This window comes from Enterobacter cloacae complex sp. 2015409, assembly GCF_041365315.1.
Lineage (GTDB): Bacteria > Pseudomonadota > Gammaproteobacteria > Enterobacterales > Enterobacteriaceae > Enterobacter > Enterobacter pseudoroggenkampii.
Map to the genome: position 1 here is coordinate 1,749,591 of NZ_JBFTVM010000001.1, position 17,844 is coordinate 1,767,434.

Annotated in this window: 20 protein-coding genes and 1 other annotated feature; of the genes, 5 read left to right on the plus strand and 15 right to left on the minus strand. The window is 55.1% G+C overall.

Annotation, left to right across the window (positions count from 1 at the left end):
• From ACDO57_RS08495 to ACDO57_RS08505, 3 genes are read left to right on the plus strand one after another with little or no spacing between them, the layout of a single operon-like run.
• Positions 1 to 1,182, plus strand: coding sequence for an acetyl-CoA C-acetyltransferase (locus ACDO57_RS08495; RefSeq protein WP_061715451.1), 1,182 nt, complete (start codon positions 1 to 3; stop codon positions 1,180 to 1,182).
• A 41-nt stretch (positions 1,183 to 1,223) separates the two neighbouring features.
• Entirely contained in the window at positions 1,224 to 2,618 is a 1,395-nt protein-coding gene (locus ACDO57_RS08500) for a GntP family permease (RefSeq protein WP_196761057.1), read from the plus strand.
• 10 nt (positions 2,619 to 2,628) lie between these two features.
• Positions 2,629 to 3,399, plus strand: coding sequence for a 3-hydroxybutyrate dehydrogenase (locus ACDO57_RS08505; protein ID WP_061715453.1), 771 nt, complete (start codon positions 2,629 to 2,631; stop codon positions 3,397 to 3,399).
• Positions 3,400 to 3,442: 43 nt separating this feature from the next.
• Here the strand turns inward: ACDO57_RS08505 and selO are convergent, their stop codons facing one another.
• The 14 genes from selO to thrS form a co-directional block, all read right to left on the minus strand.
• A complete protein-coding gene (gene selO / locus ACDO57_RS08510; RefSeq protein ID WP_061715454.1) occupies positions 3,443 to 4,885 on the minus strand; it encodes a protein adenylyltransferase SelO in 1,443 nt (480 codons plus the stop codon).
• Positions 4,886 to 4,946: 61 nt separating this feature from the next.
• A complete protein-coding gene (locus tag ACDO57_RS08515; protein ID WP_024909427.1) occupies positions 4,947 to 5,663 on the minus strand; it encodes an EAL domain-containing protein in 717 nt (238 codons plus the stop codon).
• A gap of 293 nt (positions 5,664 to 5,956) precedes the next feature.
• Positions 5,957 to 6,421: a C40 family peptidase gene (locus ACDO57_RS08520; RefSeq protein ID WP_023335377.1), complete on the minus strand. Its 465-nt coding sequence runs from the start codon at positions 6,419 to 6,421 to the stop codon at positions 5,957 to 5,959.
• A gap of 74 nt (positions 6,422 to 6,495) precedes the next feature.
• The gene (gene btuD / locus ACDO57_RS08525; protein ID WP_024909428.1) at positions 6,496 to 7,251 is read right to left on the minus strand and encodes a vitamin B12 ABC transporter ATP-binding protein BtuD; all 756 of its coding nucleotides are present in this window, start codon (positions 7,249 to 7,251) and stop codon (positions 6,496 to 6,498) included.
• Positions 7,251 to 7,802 (minus strand): glutathione peroxidase, encoded by a 552-nt coding sequence (locus ACDO57_RS08530; RefSeq protein ID WP_024909429.1) that lies wholly within the window; start codon positions 7,800 to 7,802, stop codon positions 7,251 to 7,253. The genes btuD and ACDO57_RS08530 overlap by 1 nt, the downstream gene beginning before the upstream one ends.
• Before the next feature lie 34 nt (positions 7,803 to 7,836).
• Entirely contained in the window at positions 7,837 to 8,817 is a 981-nt protein-coding gene (gene btuC, locus ACDO57_RS08535) for a vitamin B12 ABC transporter permease BtuC (RefSeq protein ID WP_370883843.1), read from the minus strand.
• 103 nt (positions 8,818 to 8,920) lie between these two features.
• A complete protein-coding gene (gene ihfA / locus ACDO57_RS08540; protein WP_003857805.1) occupies positions 8,921 to 9,220 on the minus strand; it encodes an integration host factor subunit alpha in 300 nt (99 codons plus the stop codon).
• Positions 9,221 to 9,224: 4 nt separating this feature from the next.
• The gene (gene pheT, locus ACDO57_RS08545) at positions 9,225 to 11,612 is read right to left on the minus strand and encodes a phenylalanine--tRNA ligase subunit beta (RefSeq protein ID WP_370883844.1); all 2,388 of its coding nucleotides are present in this window, start codon (positions 11,610 to 11,612) and stop codon (positions 9,225 to 9,227) included.
• 15 nt (positions 11,613 to 11,627) lie between these two features.
• Entirely contained in the window at positions 11,628 to 12,611 is a 984-nt protein-coding gene (gene pheS / locus ACDO57_RS08550; protein WP_010426091.1) for a phenylalanine--tRNA ligase subunit alpha, read from the minus strand.
• Between the two features lie 62 nt (positions 12,612 to 12,673).
• Positions 12,674 to 12,798, minus strand: a sequence feature (Phe leader region).
• On the minus strand, positions 12,749 to 12,793 hold the full coding sequence (gene pheM / locus ACDO57_RS08555; RefSeq protein ID WP_001386830.1) for a pheST operon leader peptide PheM: 45 nt from the start codon (positions 12,791 to 12,793) through the stop codon (positions 12,749 to 12,751). (Overlaps the previous feature by 45 nt.)
• A gap of 117 nt (positions 12,799 to 12,915) precedes the next feature.
• Positions 12,916 to 13,272, minus strand: coding sequence for a 50S ribosomal protein L20 (rplT, locus tag ACDO57_RS08560; RefSeq protein ID WP_000124850.1), 357 nt, complete (start codon positions 13,270 to 13,272; stop codon positions 12,916 to 12,918).
• 51 nt (positions 13,273 to 13,323) lie between these two features.
• Positions 13,324 to 13,521 (minus strand): 50S ribosomal protein L35, encoded by a 198-nt coding sequence (gene rpmI / locus ACDO57_RS08565; protein ID WP_003030583.1) that lies wholly within the window; start codon positions 13,519 to 13,521, stop codon positions 13,324 to 13,326.
• 97 nt (positions 13,522 to 13,618) lie between these two features.
• The gene (gene infC, locus ACDO57_RS08570) at positions 13,619 to 14,161 is read right to left on the minus strand and encodes a translation initiation factor IF-3 (RefSeq protein WP_023616141.1); all 543 of its coding nucleotides are present in this window, start codon (positions 14,159 to 14,161) and stop codon (positions 13,619 to 13,621) included.
• Between the two features lie 3 nt (positions 14,162 to 14,164).
• The gene (gene thrS, locus ACDO57_RS08575) at positions 14,165 to 16,093 is read right to left on the minus strand and encodes a threonine--tRNA ligase (RefSeq protein ID WP_008500657.1); all 1,929 of its coding nucleotides are present in this window, start codon (positions 16,091 to 16,093) and stop codon (positions 14,165 to 14,167) included.
• A gap of 322 nt (positions 16,094 to 16,415) precedes the next feature.
• Between thrS and yncL the strand changes: the two genes are divergently transcribed.
• Entirely contained in the window at positions 16,416 to 16,508 is a 93-nt protein-coding gene (gene yncL / locus ACDO57_RS08580) for a stress response membrane protein YncL (protein WP_071886547.1), read from the plus strand.
• Between the two features lie 98 nt (positions 16,509 to 16,606).
• On the plus strand, positions 16,607 to 16,714 hold the full coding sequence (gene yniD, locus ACDO57_RS08585) for a small membrane protein YniD (RefSeq protein ID WP_008500658.1): 108 nt from the start codon (positions 16,607 to 16,609) through the stop codon (positions 16,712 to 16,714).
• Between the two features lie 80 nt (positions 16,715 to 16,794).
• On the opposite strand, the gene ACDO57_RS08590 is transcribed toward yniD, so the two are convergent.
• Positions 16,795 to 17,553, minus strand: a complete 759-nt coding sequence (locus tag ACDO57_RS08590; protein WP_024909432.1) for a YdiY family protein — start codon at positions 17,551 to 17,553, stop codon at positions 16,795 to 16,797.
• Between the last annotated feature and the right edge of the window lie 291 nt (positions 17,554 to 17,844).

Here is a 17,844-nt window from a genome sequence, read left to right on the forward strand (position 1 = left end):
ATGAAAGAGGTCATGATTGTCGGGGCAACGCGAACCCCCATTGGCAGTTTTCGCGGATCGCTATCTTCCCTTTCAGCGGTTGAGCTGGGGGCCATAGCGGTGAGTCGTCTGCTGGAGAACAGCGGTCTTCCAGCTGAGACGATAGATGAGGTGATTTTCGGTCAGGTGCTGACGGCGGGATGCGGACAAAACCCTGCGCGCCAGACGGCCATCAACGCCGGATTGCCCGTCCGCACTCCAGCGACAACGGTCAACCTGGTCTGCGGTGCGGGCTTGAAAGCGGTGCAGCTCGCCGCGCAGGCGATCCGCTGCGGCGACGCGGATGTGGTTATCGCTGGCGGTCAGGAGAGCATGAGCAATGCCCCTTATCTGCTGGACGGCGCACGTTCAGGGCTGCGTTTTGGCCATACGGGCCTGCAGGACAGCATGATTACGGACGGTCTGTGGGACGCGTTCAACGATTACCACATGGGGATCACCGCTGAAAACGTCGCCCGTGAGAATGACATTTCCCGCGAGCAGCAGGACGCCTTTGCCGCCCGGTCGCAGCAAAAAGCTGCCGCCGCCATCGAAGCGGGTCGCTTTGACACCGAGATAGCGCCGGTGACGGTGAAACAGGGTAAAAAACCGCCGCTTATCGTCAGCCGTGACGAACAGCCCCGGCCAGGGACCAGCGCTGAGCAGCTTGCGCAGCTGCGCCCCGCCTTTTTGCAGGAGGAAGGCACGGTCACGGCGGGAAATGCCTCCACGCTCAACGACGGCGCCGCTGCGGTGCTGCTGATGAGTGGTGAAAAGGCGCGGGAGAGCGGGTTGCCGATCCTCGGTCGCATCGTGAGCTATGCCGTGACGGGCGTTGACCCGTCGGTGATGGGCATCGGTCCGGTCAGCGCCTGTCAGACCGCGCTGGCGCGGGCGGGCTGGACGCTCGATGACGTGGACCTCATTGAAGCCAATGAAGCCTTTGCCGCCCAGGCGCTGGCGGTGGGCAAGCAGCTCGGCTGGGATACGCAAAAGGTGAACGTTAACGGCGGCGCTATCGCCCTCGGTCATCCGATTGGCGCCTCCGGCTGCCGCATCCTCGTGACGCTGCTGCACGAAATGCAGCGCCGTGACGTTAAAAAAGGGCTCGTCACCCTGTGCGTAGGCGGCGGGCAAGGCATTGCCCTGACCGTTGAGCGTTAAACATCTCGTTGGTACCCGAATAATAATGACAGTGAGGAGTCGTGATGAGTGTATTAATTGCCCTGGCGGCGCTGGCGCTGCTGATGCTGGCGGCCTATCGCGGATACAGCGTGATTTTGTTTGCGCCGATTGCGGCGCTCGGCGCCGTGCTGCTGACCGACCCGGGCGCCGTCGGCCCGACGTTTACCGGCCTGTTTATGGAAAAAATGGTCGGCTTCGTCAAGCTCTACTTCCCGGTTTTCCTGCTGGGAGCGGTGTTTGGCAAACTGATTGAGCTTTCCGGTTTCTCACGGTCCATCGTCGCTGCGGCGATTCAGATCCTCGGCCGTCGCCACGCGATCCCGGTAATTGTTCTCGTGTGCGCGCTGTTAACCTACGGCGGGGTGTCGCTGTTCGTGGTGGCGTTTGCGGTTTATCCGTTCGCCGCGGAACTGTTCCGCCAGAGCGGCATCCCTAAACGGCTGATCCCGGCCACCGTGGCGCTGGGGGCATTCTCGTTTACCATGGATGCCCTGCCCGGCACGCCGCAGATCCAGAACATTATCCCCACCAGCTTCTTTGGTACCAACGCCTGGGCCGCGCCGTGGCTGGGGCTGATTGGCTCGCTGTTTATTATCTGTTTTGGCCTGCTCTGGCTGGAGCGCCAGCGTCGTAAGGCGCTCAGCAACAACGAGGGTTACGGCACGGAACTGAAAAATGAACCGGAAACGCCGGACAACATTAACCTCCCTCATCCGCTGATTGCTATCTCCCCGCTGCTGGTGGTGGGCATACTGAACCTGCTGTTTACCCGCTGGATCCCCGGCTGGTACGGCACGACCCACGAGCTTACGCTGCCAGGTCTGGCGAAACCGATTGTGACCGAGGTGGGCAAGATCACCGCCATCTGGGCCGTGGAAGCGGCACTGATCTCCGGTATCGTGCTGGTGCTGATTTTTGGCTTTCGCAATATCCGGGGGCGTCTGGCTGAAGGCAGCCGGACCGCGGTGAGCGGTGCCATTCTGGCGGCGATGAATACCGCCTCGGAATACGGTTTCGGCGCGGTTATCGCCGCCCTGCCCGGTTTTCTGGTGTTATCTCACGCGCTGGCGGCCATTCCGAATCCGCTGCTGAATGAAGCCATCAGCGTGACGGTGCTTGCGGGGATCACCGGCTCGGCGTCCGGCGGGATGAGTATTGCCCTCGCCGCCATGGCCGACTCGTTTGCCGCCGCCGCCCACGCCGCCAATATCCCGCTTGAGGTGCTGCACCGCGTGGCCTCAATGGCGAGCGGCGGTATGGATACGCTGCCCCATAACGGCGCGGTGATTACCCTGCTGGCGATTACCGGCCTCAGCCATCGCCAGGCCTACGGCGGCATTTTCGCTATCACCATCATTAAAAGTCTGGCAGTGCTTTTTGTCATTGCCGTGTTCTATCTGACCGGCATTGTGTAAGGAGAGAAAGATGAATCTGAACGGTAAAACCGCCCTGGTCACCGGCTCGACCAGCGGCATTGGTCTGGGGATCGCCCGCGTGCTGGCGAAGGCCGGGGCGCAGCTGATCCTCAACGGTTTCGGCGACAGCGAATCAGCACGAGAAGAGATTGCGCAACTGGGCAAAAAGCCGGGCTATCACGATGCAGACCTGCGTGACGTGCTGCAAATTGAAGCCATGATGCGCTACGCCGAATCGCAGTTTGGCGGCGTGGACATTCTTGTCAACAACGCCGGGATACAGTATGTCGCCCCGGTTGACGCGTTTCCGGTGGAGAAATGGAACGACATTATCGCCATTAATCTCTCCTCGGTGTTTCATACCAGCCGGCTGGCGCTGCCCGCCATGCGCGAGAAAAACTGGGGGCGCATCATTAATATCGCCTCCGTTCACGGACTGGTCGCGTCAAAAGAGAAGTCGGCTTACGTGGCCGCCAAGCATGGCGTAGTGGGCTTTACGAAATCGCTGGCGCTGGAAACCGCGCGCACCGGCATTACCGCCAATACGATCTGTCCCGGCTGGGTGCTGACGCCTCTGGTGCAGCAGCAGATCGACAAACGTATCGCTGAGGGCGTACCGCCGGAGCAGGCTCGCGATCTGCTCCTTGCAGAAAAACAGCCTTCGGGCGAGTTTGTCACCCCGGAGCAGCTGGGCGAACTGGCGCTGTTTTTGTGTAGCGACATCGCCGTGAACGTTCGCGGCGCCGCGTGGAATATGGATGGCGGCTGGGTCGCGCAGTGATGTTCAGGCCGGGTTAGGCGACGCCGCCGCCCGGCAAAAATCGCTAGCTTGAGCAGCTGACCTCCAGCCGCTTGCCCCAGTCAGGCGGGCGGCTGACGTAGTCGTCGTCCCGATCGGCAAACGGCGTGCGCAACGCCACGTGCAGACGGTGTAACTCGTCGTACTCGCCCTGCTCTGCCTGCTCAATCGCCCGCTGCGCCAGCCAGTTGCGCAACACCATCGCGGGGTTCGTCGCGTTCATCTGCGTCTGGCGGGCGGCGTCATCCACCTGCTCCTGCTGCAGCCGCGTGCGGTAGGATGCAAACCAGTCGTCAAACGCCTGTCTGTCAATAAACTCATCGCGCAGCGGCGAGGCGGCGCTGTACTGCTCCGTCTGCCCCAGCATCCGGAAGGTGCGCGTGTAATCGCTGCCCTCGCGCGCCATCAGGGCAAACAGGCCATTGAGGATGTCGTTATCGCCCTTCTCCTGCGTCACCAGCCCCAGCTTGTTGCGCATCAGCGTGCCATATTCCCGCAGTAAGATCTCCTGATAGCTGTCGAGGGCATCATTCAGGGCATCAACGTCGATAAACGGCGACAGGGTTTGTGCAAGCCGCTGCAGGTTCCACAGGCCCACCGCGGGCTGATTGTCAAAACTGTAGCGCCCCTGATAGTCGGAGTGGTTGCAGATGTACCCAGGCTGATAATCATCCAGGAAGCCAAAAGGACCGTAGTCAAAGGTCAACCCGAGAAGCGACATGTTGTCCGTATTCATCACGCCATGGGCAAAGCCTACCGTTTGCCAGCGGGCAATCAGGGTTGCGGTACGAGCCACCACGTCCCTGAACCAGAGAACGTATTTATCCGCCTCGTCCTGCAAATGTGCCCAGTGGTGACGAATGGCAAAGTCAGCCAGCTGGCGCACCTTTTCCGGCTCGCGACGATAGTAAAAATGCTCAAAATGACCGAAGCGCAAATGGCTTTGCGCGATACGCATTAGCATTGCACCCTTTTCCACGGTTTCACGCACAACCGGGGTATCGCTGGTCACGATCGACAGCGCGCGGGTGGTGGGGATACCCAGGGCATGCATCGCCTCGGAGCCCAGGCACTCGCGAATCGTTGAACGCAGTACCGCGCGCCCGTCGCCCATCCGCGAATAGGGAGTCAGGCCGGCACCTTTCAGGTGCCAGTCAACCGTCTCCCCGTTTGGAAGCTGTTGTTCGCCGAGCAGGATCCCCCTGCCGTCGCCCAGCTGTCCCGCCCAGACGCCAAACTGATGTCCGCTATAGACCTGAGCCAGAGGCTGCATACCGGCAAGAAGCGTTTCACCGCCCCAGACGCCAGCGCCCTCTGAACGCTGAAACAGCTCAGGCGGAATCGCCAGTTCTTCAGCCAGCAAATCGTTATGCCAGATAAGACGTGAATTGTGTAACGGTGTAGGTTTGAGTGCGGTGTAAAAGCCAGGCAACTCGTCATGCCAGTGAGCAGTAAAAGACAGGGTCATAAGTCCTCCTGCTTTTAGTGTAGAGGGTTTACCCGGACTTAAACACGGGCGAAAGCAAGGGTTATCGCTGCTGAACCAGCGTAGTGACGTGTTCTGCTGAGACGGCTGGCCAGAGAGCCCCCTGCATTGCACCAAAATTGAAGGACAAAACGCGCTGCAACAGGCCGTGGTCGTCAATGCCCGAGACAATCACTGACTGGCAGTGCGGCGTGATTTGCCAGAGGATTGCGCGCATAAAAGGCTCAAAAGAGAGCTCCGGGGCACGCTGCTGAATGAATCCTTTATCAAGGATGACCCGTTTAAATAATCCATCATAGACCGCTTTGAGCGAGGCGGCGCCTGCACCAAAGTTTGCCAGGACCAACGGGAAATGGATTGCCATTCTCGCCAGCTGCAGGTCGTCCTTTCCGTTATTTAAACCTGGATAATTCTCATTAACAGTAAACTCAAGAAACGGATAACGCTCAAGGATTGAAACAGCGTTTCCATTACTTAATAAAAATTCAACTATTGCAGGTGTAATATTGATCCATGCAATTAACTGATGCTGAATAAAAAACAGTTTACAGGTATCAAGCAATTGCAGTTTTTCGTCAAACAGCGCTAACTCTTCAGCCGCTGAAAGCCGAGGGATAACAAGCTCAGTGGGGATCCGCACATTGCTGCCGACGCCAGTAAAGTTAACCAGAATTTCTAAACCTTTCAGCTCACCTGCGCTATTACGGGCAGGCAGAAGCAGCAGTTCAGACTGGTAAGCATTATCTAGCGTAATAATCATTGCACTCGCCCCGCATTAAAGATGAGAGAGGACATCCTGGAGCAATTGCCGACACAATTCCACTGTCTTGATTTTAATAAGATTAATTTCATTAGTTCCGTATTAATTTTCAGATTTATCCCTGAATCTAAAATAATTTTATCCTGGTTGCAGAATAATAGCCAGTTTTAGATAAAACAGACACATGCAGGATTCGCTAATTTTAGGTAAATTTAACTTTAAGCATCTTATTTGAGAAAAAACGGCATGATTTATTCTTACCATGCCGTCATAAGAGAAGTATCCGACAAAGACTATATACGTCGTGCCTGCCAGAAATTTTTACGCCAGTAAACATTATCAAGAGAGGAGCGCATCACCCCGCGACTGGTCGAGGCGTGAATGAACTGATTGTCTGTATCATATATGCCCACGTGAAGACCGCTTTCACCCGAACCAGTTTTAAAGAAAACCAGGTCTCCGGGCAGAAGATCGTCTTTATCAATTTCAGTGCCGATTTCTGCCTGCTTGCGCGTTTCGCGCGGAAGCTGTAAATCAAACTTATCGCGAAACGTCATCAGAACGAAGCCGGAGCAATCCACACCGCCGCGGCTCATGCCGCCGTAGCGATAAGGCGTGCCGCGCCAGTTGCTCAGCTGATCGTTAAGGCTGGCAATAACGGTGATCGAATCTGAAAGCCGTGGGTTAGGCGGCGGCGCACGATGGCTACTGCATCCCGCAAGAAAGAGTGTGGCCATCAGGAGAAACCAGAATCGCATTTTCAGACGAATCCTCTGCTTTTATTGTTCTTTTCGTAATTTAGCGTGCAATTGTGCTCACAGGCAAGAAACGGTTACGCCTGCCCGGTAGAAATCAGCATCTTATGTCCTTCTATATCCAGCCTGCGGAACGACATGTTGTATGCGCGGGCAAGATGGGGTGGCGTAAGAACCTGATCCCGTGCACCGCTGGCGATCATCTTTCCCTTCGAGAGCAGCCATACCCGGTGGGCATGACGCAGGGTGTGGTTGAGGTCATGGCTGCTCATCACCACGGCAATGCCTTTTCGGCTCAGGGTGCTTAACAGCGTATCCAGTGCCGCCTGCTGCGCCACGTCCAGACCGCTCATGGGCTCATCGAGAAGCAGCATCCGCCCGTGAGGATTGCCGGCCGGGTGGATCTGAAGGATGACAGCCGCCAGGCGAACCCGCTGCCACTCTCCGCCGGAAAGCTGGCTGGCGTGCCGGGACAGTTTATCTTCCAGCCCCAGAGCCGCGGCCACGTCCGTCAGCAGTGACGTTTGTTGTTTGTCGTGCAAATGCAGCATCAGATAGTGCCAGACCGGCATAGCAAAGGGCGGCATCTGCTGCTGCACGAGGTAACTGCGCCGATGCGCCAGCGAGACCGGCGACCAGTCGGCGAGCGTATGCTCCAGCAGCGTTATCTGCCCTTCTCCGTCGGTCATGCCTGCCATCCGTGCCAGCAGCGTGCTCTTCCCCGCACCGTTTGGCCCGACGAGATGCAGAATTTCTCCCGCATTGACGGCACCGGATATCGCCTCCAGACGCCCCTTCTCGGCAACGTCCGTGAGCTGCATCAGCAACGACATTATTTCGCCAGCGCCAGCTTGATAGATTCCATGACGATCGGATCCTCAGGGGTCATATCCGGTGAAAAACGCTGAACGACCTGGCCGTCGCGACCAATCAGGAATTTTTCAAAATTCCACAGGATATCGTCCGGGTAAAGCGGCGCGCGGCCTTTGCTGGCCATGCGTTCATAAAAACCGCTTCCTTCCGGCGCAACGGCCTTCGGCGCGGCAGCAATAAGCTTCGCATACAGCGGATGGCGGTCTTCACCGTTGACATCGATTTTGCTGAACATCGGGAACGTCACGCCATAGGTGGTGCTGCAGAAGGTTTTGATCTCCTCTTCGCTGCCCGGCTCCTGGCCGAGGAACTGGTTGCACGGGAAGCCCAGTACGGTGAAACCGTCTTTCTCCCAGGCCTTCTGAATGTTTTCCAGCTGCTCGTACTGCGGCGTCAGGCCACATTTGGATGCCACGTTGACGACAAGCAACACGTTGCCTTTGTAGCCTTCCAGCGTGGTTTTCTCGCCGTCAATGGTGGTCACTTCAGTATTCAGAATAGTTGACTGCATAGCATTCCCTCAGGTTGTCTTACGGCTAGTTGATTTAACGTCCAGCTTTTAATAGTAGCCAGATAAAGACCGGCGCGCCCAGCGTGGCGGTCACCACGCCAATCGGCAGCTCTGCGGCCGTCAGGGCTAGCCGGGCGATGATATCGGCCACCAGCAGCGTGACGGCCCCGGCGACCGCCGAGGCCGGAAGCAGAGTCCGATGGTCCGTGAGGCCACACAGACGCAGCATGTGCGGAATAACCAGCCCGATAAAACCGATCGCGCCCGCCAGGGCCACGCTGACGCCAACCAGCCAGCCAATGACGATCACCAGCACATTACGCCAGAACCCAATCGGCATGCCGAGCTGGCGGGCAGAGGTTTCACCCAGCGCGAGCATATTCAGCGGCTGCGCCTGCAGGGCAGCCCACGCGATGGCCGGTACCAGCAGCGCCATCAGCCAGCCCTGGTGCCAGTCAACGCCCCCAAAGCCGCCCATCATCCAGTACATCAGCTGACGCAGGTCAAAGGATGTTGAGAAGTAAACCGCCCAGGTCATCAACGCGCTACAGATGATCCCCAGCGCCACGCCGGCAAGCAGCAGACGGCTGGTCGATAAGTGCCGTCTGGCGAAGCGAAGAAGGATCGCTGTGATCAGCAATGCGCCGAGAATAGCGCTCAGGCTAATACTCCATCCGGAGAGTTCTCCCCCGCCCAGCATCACCGCTGCAATCAGCCCCACGCCTGCCCCGTTCGACACGCCAAGCAGCCCGGGCTCCGCCAGCGGATTATCAAACAACGCCTGCATAATGGTGCCGCACAGCGCCAGCGCGGCACCCACCAGAACCACCGCGACGGTGCGCGGCAGGCGAATTTGCCAGACGAAGAGCTGCCCGTCTGGCCCCCACCAGCTTTCAGGCCCTATCCATCGGTCTCCGGCACAGAGGCTCACGGCCGCGGCGACAATGAGCAATAGCACCAGCAAAAGCAGGCGACGCTTATCGGAACGGTGCTGACGATGGGCATAATCAAGCATGTGTACGGTTTTAGTAGCGTGAGATGTAATTGATTTTACGGCGGGTTTGCCGGAGAGCGCAAAGAAAAAAGGCCGCGTGGGCGGCCTTTTTAGTTAGTTCATATTACTCTGCTTTGGGCGTTGCGTTTTCGACACGGCTTTTTAACTTCTGGCCGGGTCTGAAGGTCACCACGCGGCGGGCTGTAATGGGAATATCTTCCCCCGTCTTCGGGTTGCGGCCCGGACGTTGGTTTTTGTCTCGCAAATCAAAATTGCCAAAACCGGAGAGTTTTACCTGCTCACCATTTTCCAGAGCACGACGGATCTCTTCGAAAAACAGCTCTACCAGCTCTTTGGCATCCCGTTTGCTAAGCCCAAGCTTATCAAACAGATATTCTGACATTTCAGCTTTTGTAAGCGCCATAGGTTCAATCCCTCAATGATGCCTGGAATCGCTCTTTTAATGCCTCTACACATTTGGCGACGGTAGCGGCAATCTCCTCTTCTTCGAGTGTACGGCTGGTATCCTGAAGGATAAGGCTAATAGCGAGGCTCTTGAAACCTTCTGCTACGCCCTTGCCGCGGTACACGTCAAATAAGTTTACGCCAACTACCTGATTTACGCCAACTTTCTTACATTCGGCCAAAATATCTGCTGCGGGCACATTTTCCGCGACCACAACCGCGATATCACGGCGGTTTGCCGGGAAGCGGGAGACGTCCTGAGCCTGAGGAATAACGCGGTCAGCCACCGGGTTCCATTCCAGCTCGAACACGATGGTACGGCCGTTCAGGTCCAGCTTGCGCTCCAGCTCAGGGTGAACAACTCCAATAAAACCAACGCGTTTGCCGTCTAAATAGATAGCTGCGCTCTGGCCCGGATGCAGTGCCGGGATGGCTTCTGCGCGGAATTCAATTTCAGATAATTTACCGGTCAGATCCAGAATTGCTTCCAGATCGCCCTTCATATCGTAGAAATCAACCGTGCCTTTTGCCAGGTCCCAGTGCTCTTCATAGCGGTTGCCGCTGATGGCGCCAGCCAGCATGAGATCCTGACGGATGCCTAAATTTGCCTGATTATCCGGTACAAAGCGCAAACCGCTTTCGAAAATTCGCACGCGGTTTTGCTGACGATTCTGGTTATAAACGACAGTGCCCAGCAGGCCCGTCCACAGAGACAGACGCATCGCGGACATTTCGCTGGAGATTGGGCTTGGCAGGATCAGCGCCTCCTGGCCCGGGTGGATCAGCTGCTGCAGCTTTGGATCCACAAAGCTGTAGGTGATCACTTCCTGGTAGCCTTTGTCATTCAGCATGGTTTTCACACGCTTCAGGGACAGGTCGGCTTCACGGTGGGTGCCCATCACCAGACCTGCCTGGACAGGCTCGTCAGGGATGTTGTTATAGCCGTAAACGCGGGCCACTTCTTCCACCAGATCTTCTTCAATTTCCATGTCGAAACGCCATGATGGCGCAACGGCTTTCCACTCGTCCTGGCCTTCGGTCACTTCACAGCCCAGACGCGTCAGGATGTCGGTCACCTGCGCATCGGCAACGTGATGGCCAATCAGGCGATCCAGCTTGCTGCGGCGCAGGGTGATGGTGGCACGCTTCGGCAGGGTCGCTTCGTGGGTGACGTCGATAACCGGGCCCGCTTCACCGCCGCAGATGTCGATCAGCAGACGGGTCGCACGTTCCATCGCTTTGTACTGCAGCGCCGGGTCAACGCCGCGCTCGTAGCGGTGAGAGGCATCGGTATGCAGGCCGTGACGGCGTGCGCGACCGGTGATGGAGAGCGGGCTGAAGAACGCGCATTCCAGCAGGACGTTTTGCGTCTCGTCGTTCACGCCTGAATGCTCGCCCCCGAAGATACCGCCCATTGCCAGCGCTTTGCTGTGGTCAGCAATCACCAGGGTGTCGGCGTTCAGTTTCGCTTCGCTGCCGTCCAGCAGAACCAGGGTTTCACCCTCTTTCGCCATGCGCACAACGATGCCGCCGTCGATACGATCTTTATCGAACGCGTGCATTGGCTGGCCCAGCTCCAGCAGAACGTAGTTAGTCACGTCAACCACAGCGTCGATAGAGCGGATACCGCAGCGGCGCAGCTTCTCTTTCATCCACAGCGGGGTTGGCGCTTTTACGTTAATGCCTTTCACCACGCGACCGAGGTAGCGCGGGCAGGCATCCGCAGCGTCAACCTGAATAGGCAGCACGTCACTTATGGTCGCTTCAACCGGCGCAATGTCCGGCGCGTTCAGTTCGGTCTGGTTCAGCACGGCAACATCGCGCGCCACGCCGATGATCCCTAAGCAGTCGGCACGGTTTGGCGTGACGCTGATTTCGATGGTGTTGTCATCAAGCTTCAGGTAATCACGGATATCTGTGCCAATTGGCGCATCCAGCGGCAGCTCAATGATGCCGTTGTGGTCGTCGGAAATACCCAGCTCGGAGAAGGAGCACAGCATGCCTTCAGACGGCTCGCCGCGCAGCTTAGCCGCTTTAATTTTGAAATCGCCCGGCAGCACCGCACCGACGGTCGCCACCGCCACCTTCAGGCCCTGACGGCAGTTTGGCGCACCGCAGACGATATCCAGCAGACGGTCACCGCCCACGTTCACTTTTGTTACGCGCAGTTTGTCAGCGTTAGGGTGCTGGCCGCACTCTACCACTTCGCCGACGACCACGCCGTTGAAGGCACCGGAAACCGGCTCAACGCCGTCCACTTCCAGACCCGCCATGGTGATCTGGTTAGAAAGCGCGTCGCTGTCCAGCGTGGTGTTCACCCACTCGCGTAACCACAGTTCACTGAATTTCATTGTTCTGTCCTGCCCTTATTTAAACTGTTTGAGGAAACGCAGATCGTTTTCGAAGAATGCACGTAAGTCGGTCACGCCGTAACGCAGCATAGTCAGACGCTCCATGCCCATGCCGAAGGCAAAGCCGGAGTAAACTTCCGGATCGATACCCACGTTGCGCAGCACGTTTGGATGCACCATGCCGCAGCCCAGCACTTCCAGCCATTTGCCATTTTTACCCATCACGTCAACTTCTGCAGACGGTTCGGTGAACGGGAAGTAGGACGGACGGAAACGAACCTGCAGATCTTCCTCAAAGAAGTTGTTCAGGAAATCGTGCAGCGTGCCCTTCAGGTTGGTGAAGCTGATGTTTTTATCAACGATCAGACCTTCCATCTGGTGGAACATTGGGGTGTGGGTCTGATCGTAGTCGTTACGATAGACGCGGCCCGGCGCGATAATGCGGATTGGCGGCTCCTGATCCTTCATGGTACGGATCTGAACGCCGGAGGTCTGGGTACGCAGCAGACGCGTAGCGTCGAACCAGAAAGTGTCGTGGTCAGCGCGTGCCGGATGATGGCCAGGAATGTTCAGGGCGTCGAAGTTATGGTAATCATCTTCGATTTCCGGGCCAGTCGCCACGGTAAAGCCGAGCTCACCGAAGAAACTTTCAATGCGATCGATGGTGCGGGTAACCGGGTGCAGACCGCCGTTTTCGATGCGGCGACCCGGCAGAGAAACGTCAATCGTCTCTGCGGCCAGACGCGCATTCAGCACCGCGCTTTCCAGCTCGGCTTTGCGCGCGTTCAGCGCCTGCTGTACCTGCTCTTTGGCTTCGTTAATCACCGCACCCGCAGCCGGGCGTTCTTCTGGCGGCAGCTCACGCAGGGTTGTCATTTGAAGGGTCAGATGCCCTTTCTTCCCAAGATATTCGACGCGGACATTGTCTAACGCGGCAACATCTGAGGCCTGATTAATGGCGGCTGTTGCACTGGCAACCAGCTCTGCGAGATGTGACATGATTTTCCTCATTATGTCGGTGCAGACACCGATTTGGTGGAGTTATTCTCTCAAATTCAGGCACAAAAAAAGCCTCCATCGGGAGGCTTATCTGGCGCTGTTTTTCGTTTCATCTTTCACGCGCTAGCCTCCTGAAGTCAGGTGCTAAAGTAAAAGAAGAAGCGGAAAATAGCAGCATTCATGCTTGCGTTACCTTGTCTGGTAAAAACCGTTAAGACCTTATTGAAAAGCCTGGACGGATAAATGTCAATCTTCTGATGGTGTTAAATGAAAAGAGGGAGCCAGGCCCCCTCTCTCAACTGGCTTATGCCAGTGCTGCTTTCGCTTTTTCGACCAGAGCGGTGAACGCTACTTTGTCGAATACTGCGATGTCAGCCAGGATCTTACGGTCGATTTCAACAGAGGCTTTTTTCAGGCCGTTGATGAATTTGCTGTAAGAAATACCGTTCTGACGTGCTGCTGCGTTGATACGCGCAATCCACAGTTGACGGAACTGACGCTTACGCTGACGACGGTCACGGTAAGCGTACTGACCTGCTTTGATAACAGCCTGGAAGGCAACGCGGTATACGCGTGAACGCGCACCGTAGTAGCCTTTAGCTTGTTTCAAAATTTTCTTGTGACGTGCACGTGCAATTACACCACGTTTTACGCGAGCCATATGTGCTCTCCTGTATCTATATTCTTAGTAAAAAAATTAAACGTTAACGGCTTATGCGTACGGCAGGCACGCGATAACCAGACCCAGATCGCCTTTAGAAACGAGGCCTTTTGGACGCAGGTGACGTTTACGCTTAGTAGATTTTTTGGTCAGAATATGACGCAGGTTTGCATGCTTACGCTTAAATCCACCACCACCGGTTTTTTTGAAGCGCTTAGCAGCACCGCGTACGGTCTTAATTTTTGGCATCTTAATAACTTCCACTTCGCATTGTTAAATAAACGAAACATAGGCGAACAAAACCTATGAAACCCGAAGGCTCCACAGATTTTGCTACTTGAAGGCCTTACTGTTTCTTCTTAGGAGCGAGCACCATGATCATCTGGCGGCCTTCGATCTTCGTAGGGAAGGATTCGACTACTGCCAGTTCACTCAGATCGTCACGGACGCGGTTAAGCACTTCCATACCAATCTGTTGGTGGGCCATCTCACGACCGCGGAAACGCAGTGTGATCTTGGCCTTATCGCCATCTTCCAGAAAGCGAATCAGGCTGCGGAGTTTTACCTGATAATCGCCATCGTCGGTACCAGGACGGAATTTGATTTCCTTAACCTGGATAACTTTTTGCTTCTTCTTCTGTTCCTTAGAAGACTTACTCTTTTCATAAAGGAACTTGCCGTAGTCCATGATACGACAAACTGGCGGTTCGGCGTTAGGGCTGATTTCAACTAAATCTACTCCAGCTTCTTCAGCCTTTTCGATTGCTTCTCTCAGACTCACAATCCCCAGCTGCTCGCCTTCCAGACCTGTTAAGCGAACTTCCTGGGCGCGAATCTCGCCATTGATACGATTCGGACGTGCCGTTTGAACTCGTTTTCCGCCTTTAATACCTTATTCCTCCAGTTGTTGAAGACTGCGGCTGCGAATCTCTTGTTGCAGCTTCTCAATCACTTCACTTACGTCCAGGCTGCCCAGGTCTTTACCACGGCGGGTGCGAACGGCAACTTTGCCTGCTTCCACCTCTTTATCACCACAGACCAACATATACGGGACACGACGTAAAGTGTGCTCGCGGATTTTAAAGCCAATCTTCTCATTTCTCAAGTCTGCTTTTACGCGAATGCCCGCATTTTGTAGTTTCTGCGTCAATTCTTTAACGTAATCCGCCTGAGAATCGGTAATGTTCATCACCACGACCTGCACTGGCGCAAGCCAGGTTGGGAAGAAGCCAGCGAACTCTTCGGTCAGAATGCCGATGAAGCGCTCCAGAGAACCGAGAATTGCGCGGTGAATCATTACCGGTACCTGACGCTCGTTGTCTTCGCCAACATAAGAGGCGCTTAAACGCTGCGGCAGGGAGAAGTCCAGCTGTACAGTACCGCACTGCCATGCGCGATCGAGGCAGTCATACAGGGTAAATTCAATTTTCGGACCGTAGAATGCGCCCTCGCCCAGCTGGTATTCGAACGGAATGCCGTTCTCTTCCAGCGCCACGGCGAGATCCGCTTCTGCGCGATCCCAGGTCTCATCACTACCGATACGTTTTTCCGGACGCGTTGAGAGTTTGACCACGATCTTCTCGAAGCCAAAGGTGCTGTACATATCGTAGACCATACGAATACAGGCGTTAACTTCGTCACGGACCTGATCTTCAGTACAGAAGATATGCGCATCATCCTGCGTAAAGCCACGAACACGCATCAGACCGTGCAGCGCACCTGATGGCTCGTTACGGTGACAGCTACCGAACTCCGCCATACGCAGCGGCAGGTCGCGGTAGGATTTCAGACCCTGGTTGAAGATCTGAACGTGGCCCGGGCAGTTCATTGGCTTGATGCAGTATTCACGGTTCTCAGACGAGGTGGTGAACATCGCATCTTTGTAGTTGTCCCAGTGGCCGGTTTTTTCCCACAGCACACGGTCCATCATGAACGGGCCTTTCACTTCCTGATACTGGTACTCTTTCAGCTTGGAGCGTACGAAAGTTTCCAGTTCACGGAAGATAGTCCACCCGTCGTTATGCCAGAACACCATACCCGGCGCTTCTTCCTGCATGTGGTACAGGTCAAGCTGCTTGCCGATTTTACGGTGGTCACGCTTCGCCGCCTCTTCCAGACGAAGCAGGTACGCGTTCAGGGCTTTTTTATCGGCCCACGCGGTACCATAAATACGCTGCAACATCTTGTTGTTGCTGTCGCCACGCCAGTAGGCGCCTGCGATCTTCATCAGCTTAAAGTGATGACAGAAGCGCATGTTCGGCACGTGCGGTCCACGGCACATGTCGACGTATTCTTCGTGATGGTACAAGCCAGGCTTGTCATCATGCGAAATGTTTTCGTCAAGAATAGAGACCTTGTAGCTCTCGCCGCGCTTCACGAAGGTTTCACGCGCTTCGTGCCAGCTGACTTTCTTCTTGATGACGTCATAGTTGGTTTCGGCGAGCTCGTGCATGCGTTTTTCAAGCGCGTCGATATCTTCCTGAGTCAGGGTGTGGTCGAGGTCAACGTCGTAGTAGAAACCGTTGTCGATAACCGGACCGATCGCCATTTTGGTGTTTGGCCACAGCTGTTTGATGGCATGGCCTAACAGGTGCGCGCAGGAGTGACGAATGATCTCCAGACCTTCTTCGTCTTTCGCGGTGATGATGGCAAGCGTCGCATCGTTTTCGATCAGATCGGAGGCATCCACCAGCTCACCGTTCACACGGCCAGCGATAGTCGCTTTCGCGAGACCAGGACCAATGTCCAGGGCAACATCCATTGGGCTAACAGCACGGTCGAAATGGCGTTGACTGCCATCAGGAAGAGTAATTACAGGCATTTTATATCCTTATTTGCAGTGATGCCCCACACATAAGAGCATATACAAAGAAAATAATCGTGATTTGACAATAGATTACGACACCATCTGACCAACAATCGTCAAATTGGTTCGTCATCATTCACCTGCCGAATTCAGATTAATGTGGATTTACGGCAAGCGACGTAATGTTAACACTAACGCAAAGGAGATTGCACCCTCTGCGGCCAGATTGATGGGCTGGCACTTTCGTACGAATTTGCGGGTTGCTTCTCCCCTGCGCTCGCATTTCGAAGATACTGAGCTACTCTTGAACAGGTCCTTAAACCCAAAGGTGCATACCATGAACGTATCCAGCAGAACGGTTGTGATATTGAATGTCCTTTCCGCCACAGGTTTATTGTTGATTCTCGCCGAACGATTCCACTGGTTCTGAGCCGAACCCTATGCTGGCATAACCCAATCGATCCCGAGAAGGGGCATATTTCGGCCCTGTTTGGTAGACTGTGGGTATCAACGAACAAGGATTAGGTTATGCCAACAAAACGATTTGCCGTAAAACACTGGAAAATGGTGCTGGTGCTGATTGCCATCTGCGGCGCAATGCTGCTACTCCGTTGGGCGGCAATGATTTGGGGCTAGGGGCGAAGACAGGTCATCAGAAGGGACGTCAAATAGCCACAGACAATAAACGGGCCGACATCAACATCGGCCCGCTTTTATTACATTCTGTAACCCAGTGAAACCGTGGTTCTGCGGTCGGTATGATCCGGCGCGGTTTCTGGTGGTGAAGAGTTCCAGGTCACGTTGTAGGCCACTTTCAGACCAAAGTGTTCGTTGATAGCCACGTTCAGCGCCGTCTCAGAGTTCAGCGTCGTGTCGTCGGCACCAAATACGGAAACACCCTGGGTAAATTTGGTGTTGTCAGTCATCTGCCAGGCATAGGTACCGGAAGCGTAACCGAGCGGTTGGGTTTTGGTATCGCCATTGGTGTACTCGTCATAACGCACACCCGGACCGAATTCAAAACGGAGGCTGTGTACCGGACCGTTCAGGAACTGGCGACCATAACCGGCGGTGAACACATCACGCTGGCGATAACCGTTGTAACGGTCGGTTAACCAGCTTGCCTGTCCAAACAGGTAGTCATAGTCGGTCATGTTGTAACGGCTACGTCCGCCTACCGCATATTTCTCGGAAGAACGTTCGTCATTTGCGGAAGTGTTGCTGGCATTACCCCACAGAGACCAGGCGGTGGTGTTGCCGTACCAGGTGAGCGTACTGTCCGCCGTCAGAGAAGAGCTTTTCGTGTTACCGGATTGCGCCAGGTACCCGGCGTTGAGGTTACCTTCAAACGGTTTTTTCGCGGTGGAAGGGTCGTCCATGACAGTAAAAACGGTATCATCAGCGGTCGCGTTCATAGCCGCAAACACGCCACCCGCCAGCATCAGTGCAGCGGGCACTGTCTTTAAAAGCTTCATTTTATTAAGGAGTCCGTACAACAAAAAAAGAGACCACACGGTCCCGGAATCTTTCTTGAGGATCAATGACAAGGCGTCCAGAGAAAGGTAACAAATTATAAAAAGCCGCAAATAACATAGCAATGTTTTCTTATTTCATTTTTTGAATAAGAACGATCTCAAAAAGCGTTTTATTTTATATATCCCCCGCCTCACTTTTTGTCAGTATTCATATTTAAAATCATACTGTTATTTACATTGCCTTCCTGTCAAATGGTGCCAGGCTAATAAGAACCCATACTAAAAGGAGGT

Coding starts and splice junctions, on each gene's coding strand:
- rplT (WP_000124850.1), bottom strand. CDS start 13,272: ATGGCTCGCGTAAAACGTGGTGTAATTGCACGTGCACGTCACAAGAAA.
- yncL (WP_071886547.1), top strand. CDS start 16,416: ATGAACGTATCCAGCAGAACGGTTGTGATATTGAATGTCCTTTCCGCC.
- selO (WP_061715454.1), bottom strand. CDS start 4,885: ATGACCCTGTCTTTTACTGCTCACTGGCATGACGAGTTGCCTGGCTTT.
- pheT (WP_370883844.1), bottom strand. CDS start 11,612: ATGAAATTCAGTGAACTGTGGTTACGCGAGTGGGTGAACACCACGCTG.
- rpmI (WP_003030583.1), bottom strand. CDS start 13,521: ATGCCAAAAATTAAGACCGTACGCGGTGCTGCTAAGCGCTTCAAAAAA.
- ACDO57_RS08515 (WP_024909427.1), bottom strand. CDS start 5,663: ATGATTATTACGCTAGATAATGCTTACCAGTCTGAACTGCTGCTTCTG.
- ACDO57_RS08505 (WP_061715453.1), top strand. CDS start 2,629: ATGAATCTGAACGGTAAAACCGCCCTGGTCACCGGCTCGACCAGCGGC.
- pheS (WP_010426091.1), bottom strand. CDS start 12,611: ATGTCACATCTCGCAGAGCTGGTTGCCAGTGCAACAGCCGCCATTAAT.
- yniD (WP_008500658.1), top strand. CDS start 16,607: ATGCCAACAAAACGATTTGCCGTAAAACACTGGAAAATGGTGCTGGTG.
- ACDO57_RS08495 (WP_061715451.1), top strand. CDS start 1: ATGAAAGAGGTCATGATTGTCGGGGCAACGCGAACCCCCATTGGCAGT.
- thrS (WP_008500657.1), bottom strand. CDS start 16,093: ATGCCTGTAATTACTCTTCCTGATGGCAGTCAACGCCATTTCGACCGT.
- ACDO57_RS08530 (WP_024909429.1), bottom strand. CDS start 7,802: ATGCAGTCAACTATTCTGAATACTGAAGTGACCACCATTGACGGCGAG.
- btuD (WP_024909428.1), bottom strand. CDS start 7,251: ATGTCGTTGCTGATGCAGCTCACGGACGTTGCCGAGAAGGGGCGTCTG.
- ACDO57_RS08520 (WP_023335377.1), bottom strand. CDS start 6,421: ATGCGATTCTGGTTTCTCCTGATGGCCACACTCTTTCTTGCGGGATGC.
- ihfA (WP_003857805.1), bottom strand. CDS start 9,220: ATGGCGCTTACAAAAGCTGAAATGTCAGAATATCTGTTTGATAAGCTT.
- ACDO57_RS08590 (WP_024909432.1), bottom strand. CDS start 17,553: ATGAAGCTTTTAAAGACAGTGCCCGCTGCACTGATGCTGGCGGGTGGC.
- btuC (WP_370883843.1), bottom strand. CDS start 8,817: ATGCTTGATTATGCCCATCGTCAGCACCGTTCCGATAAGCGTCGCCTG.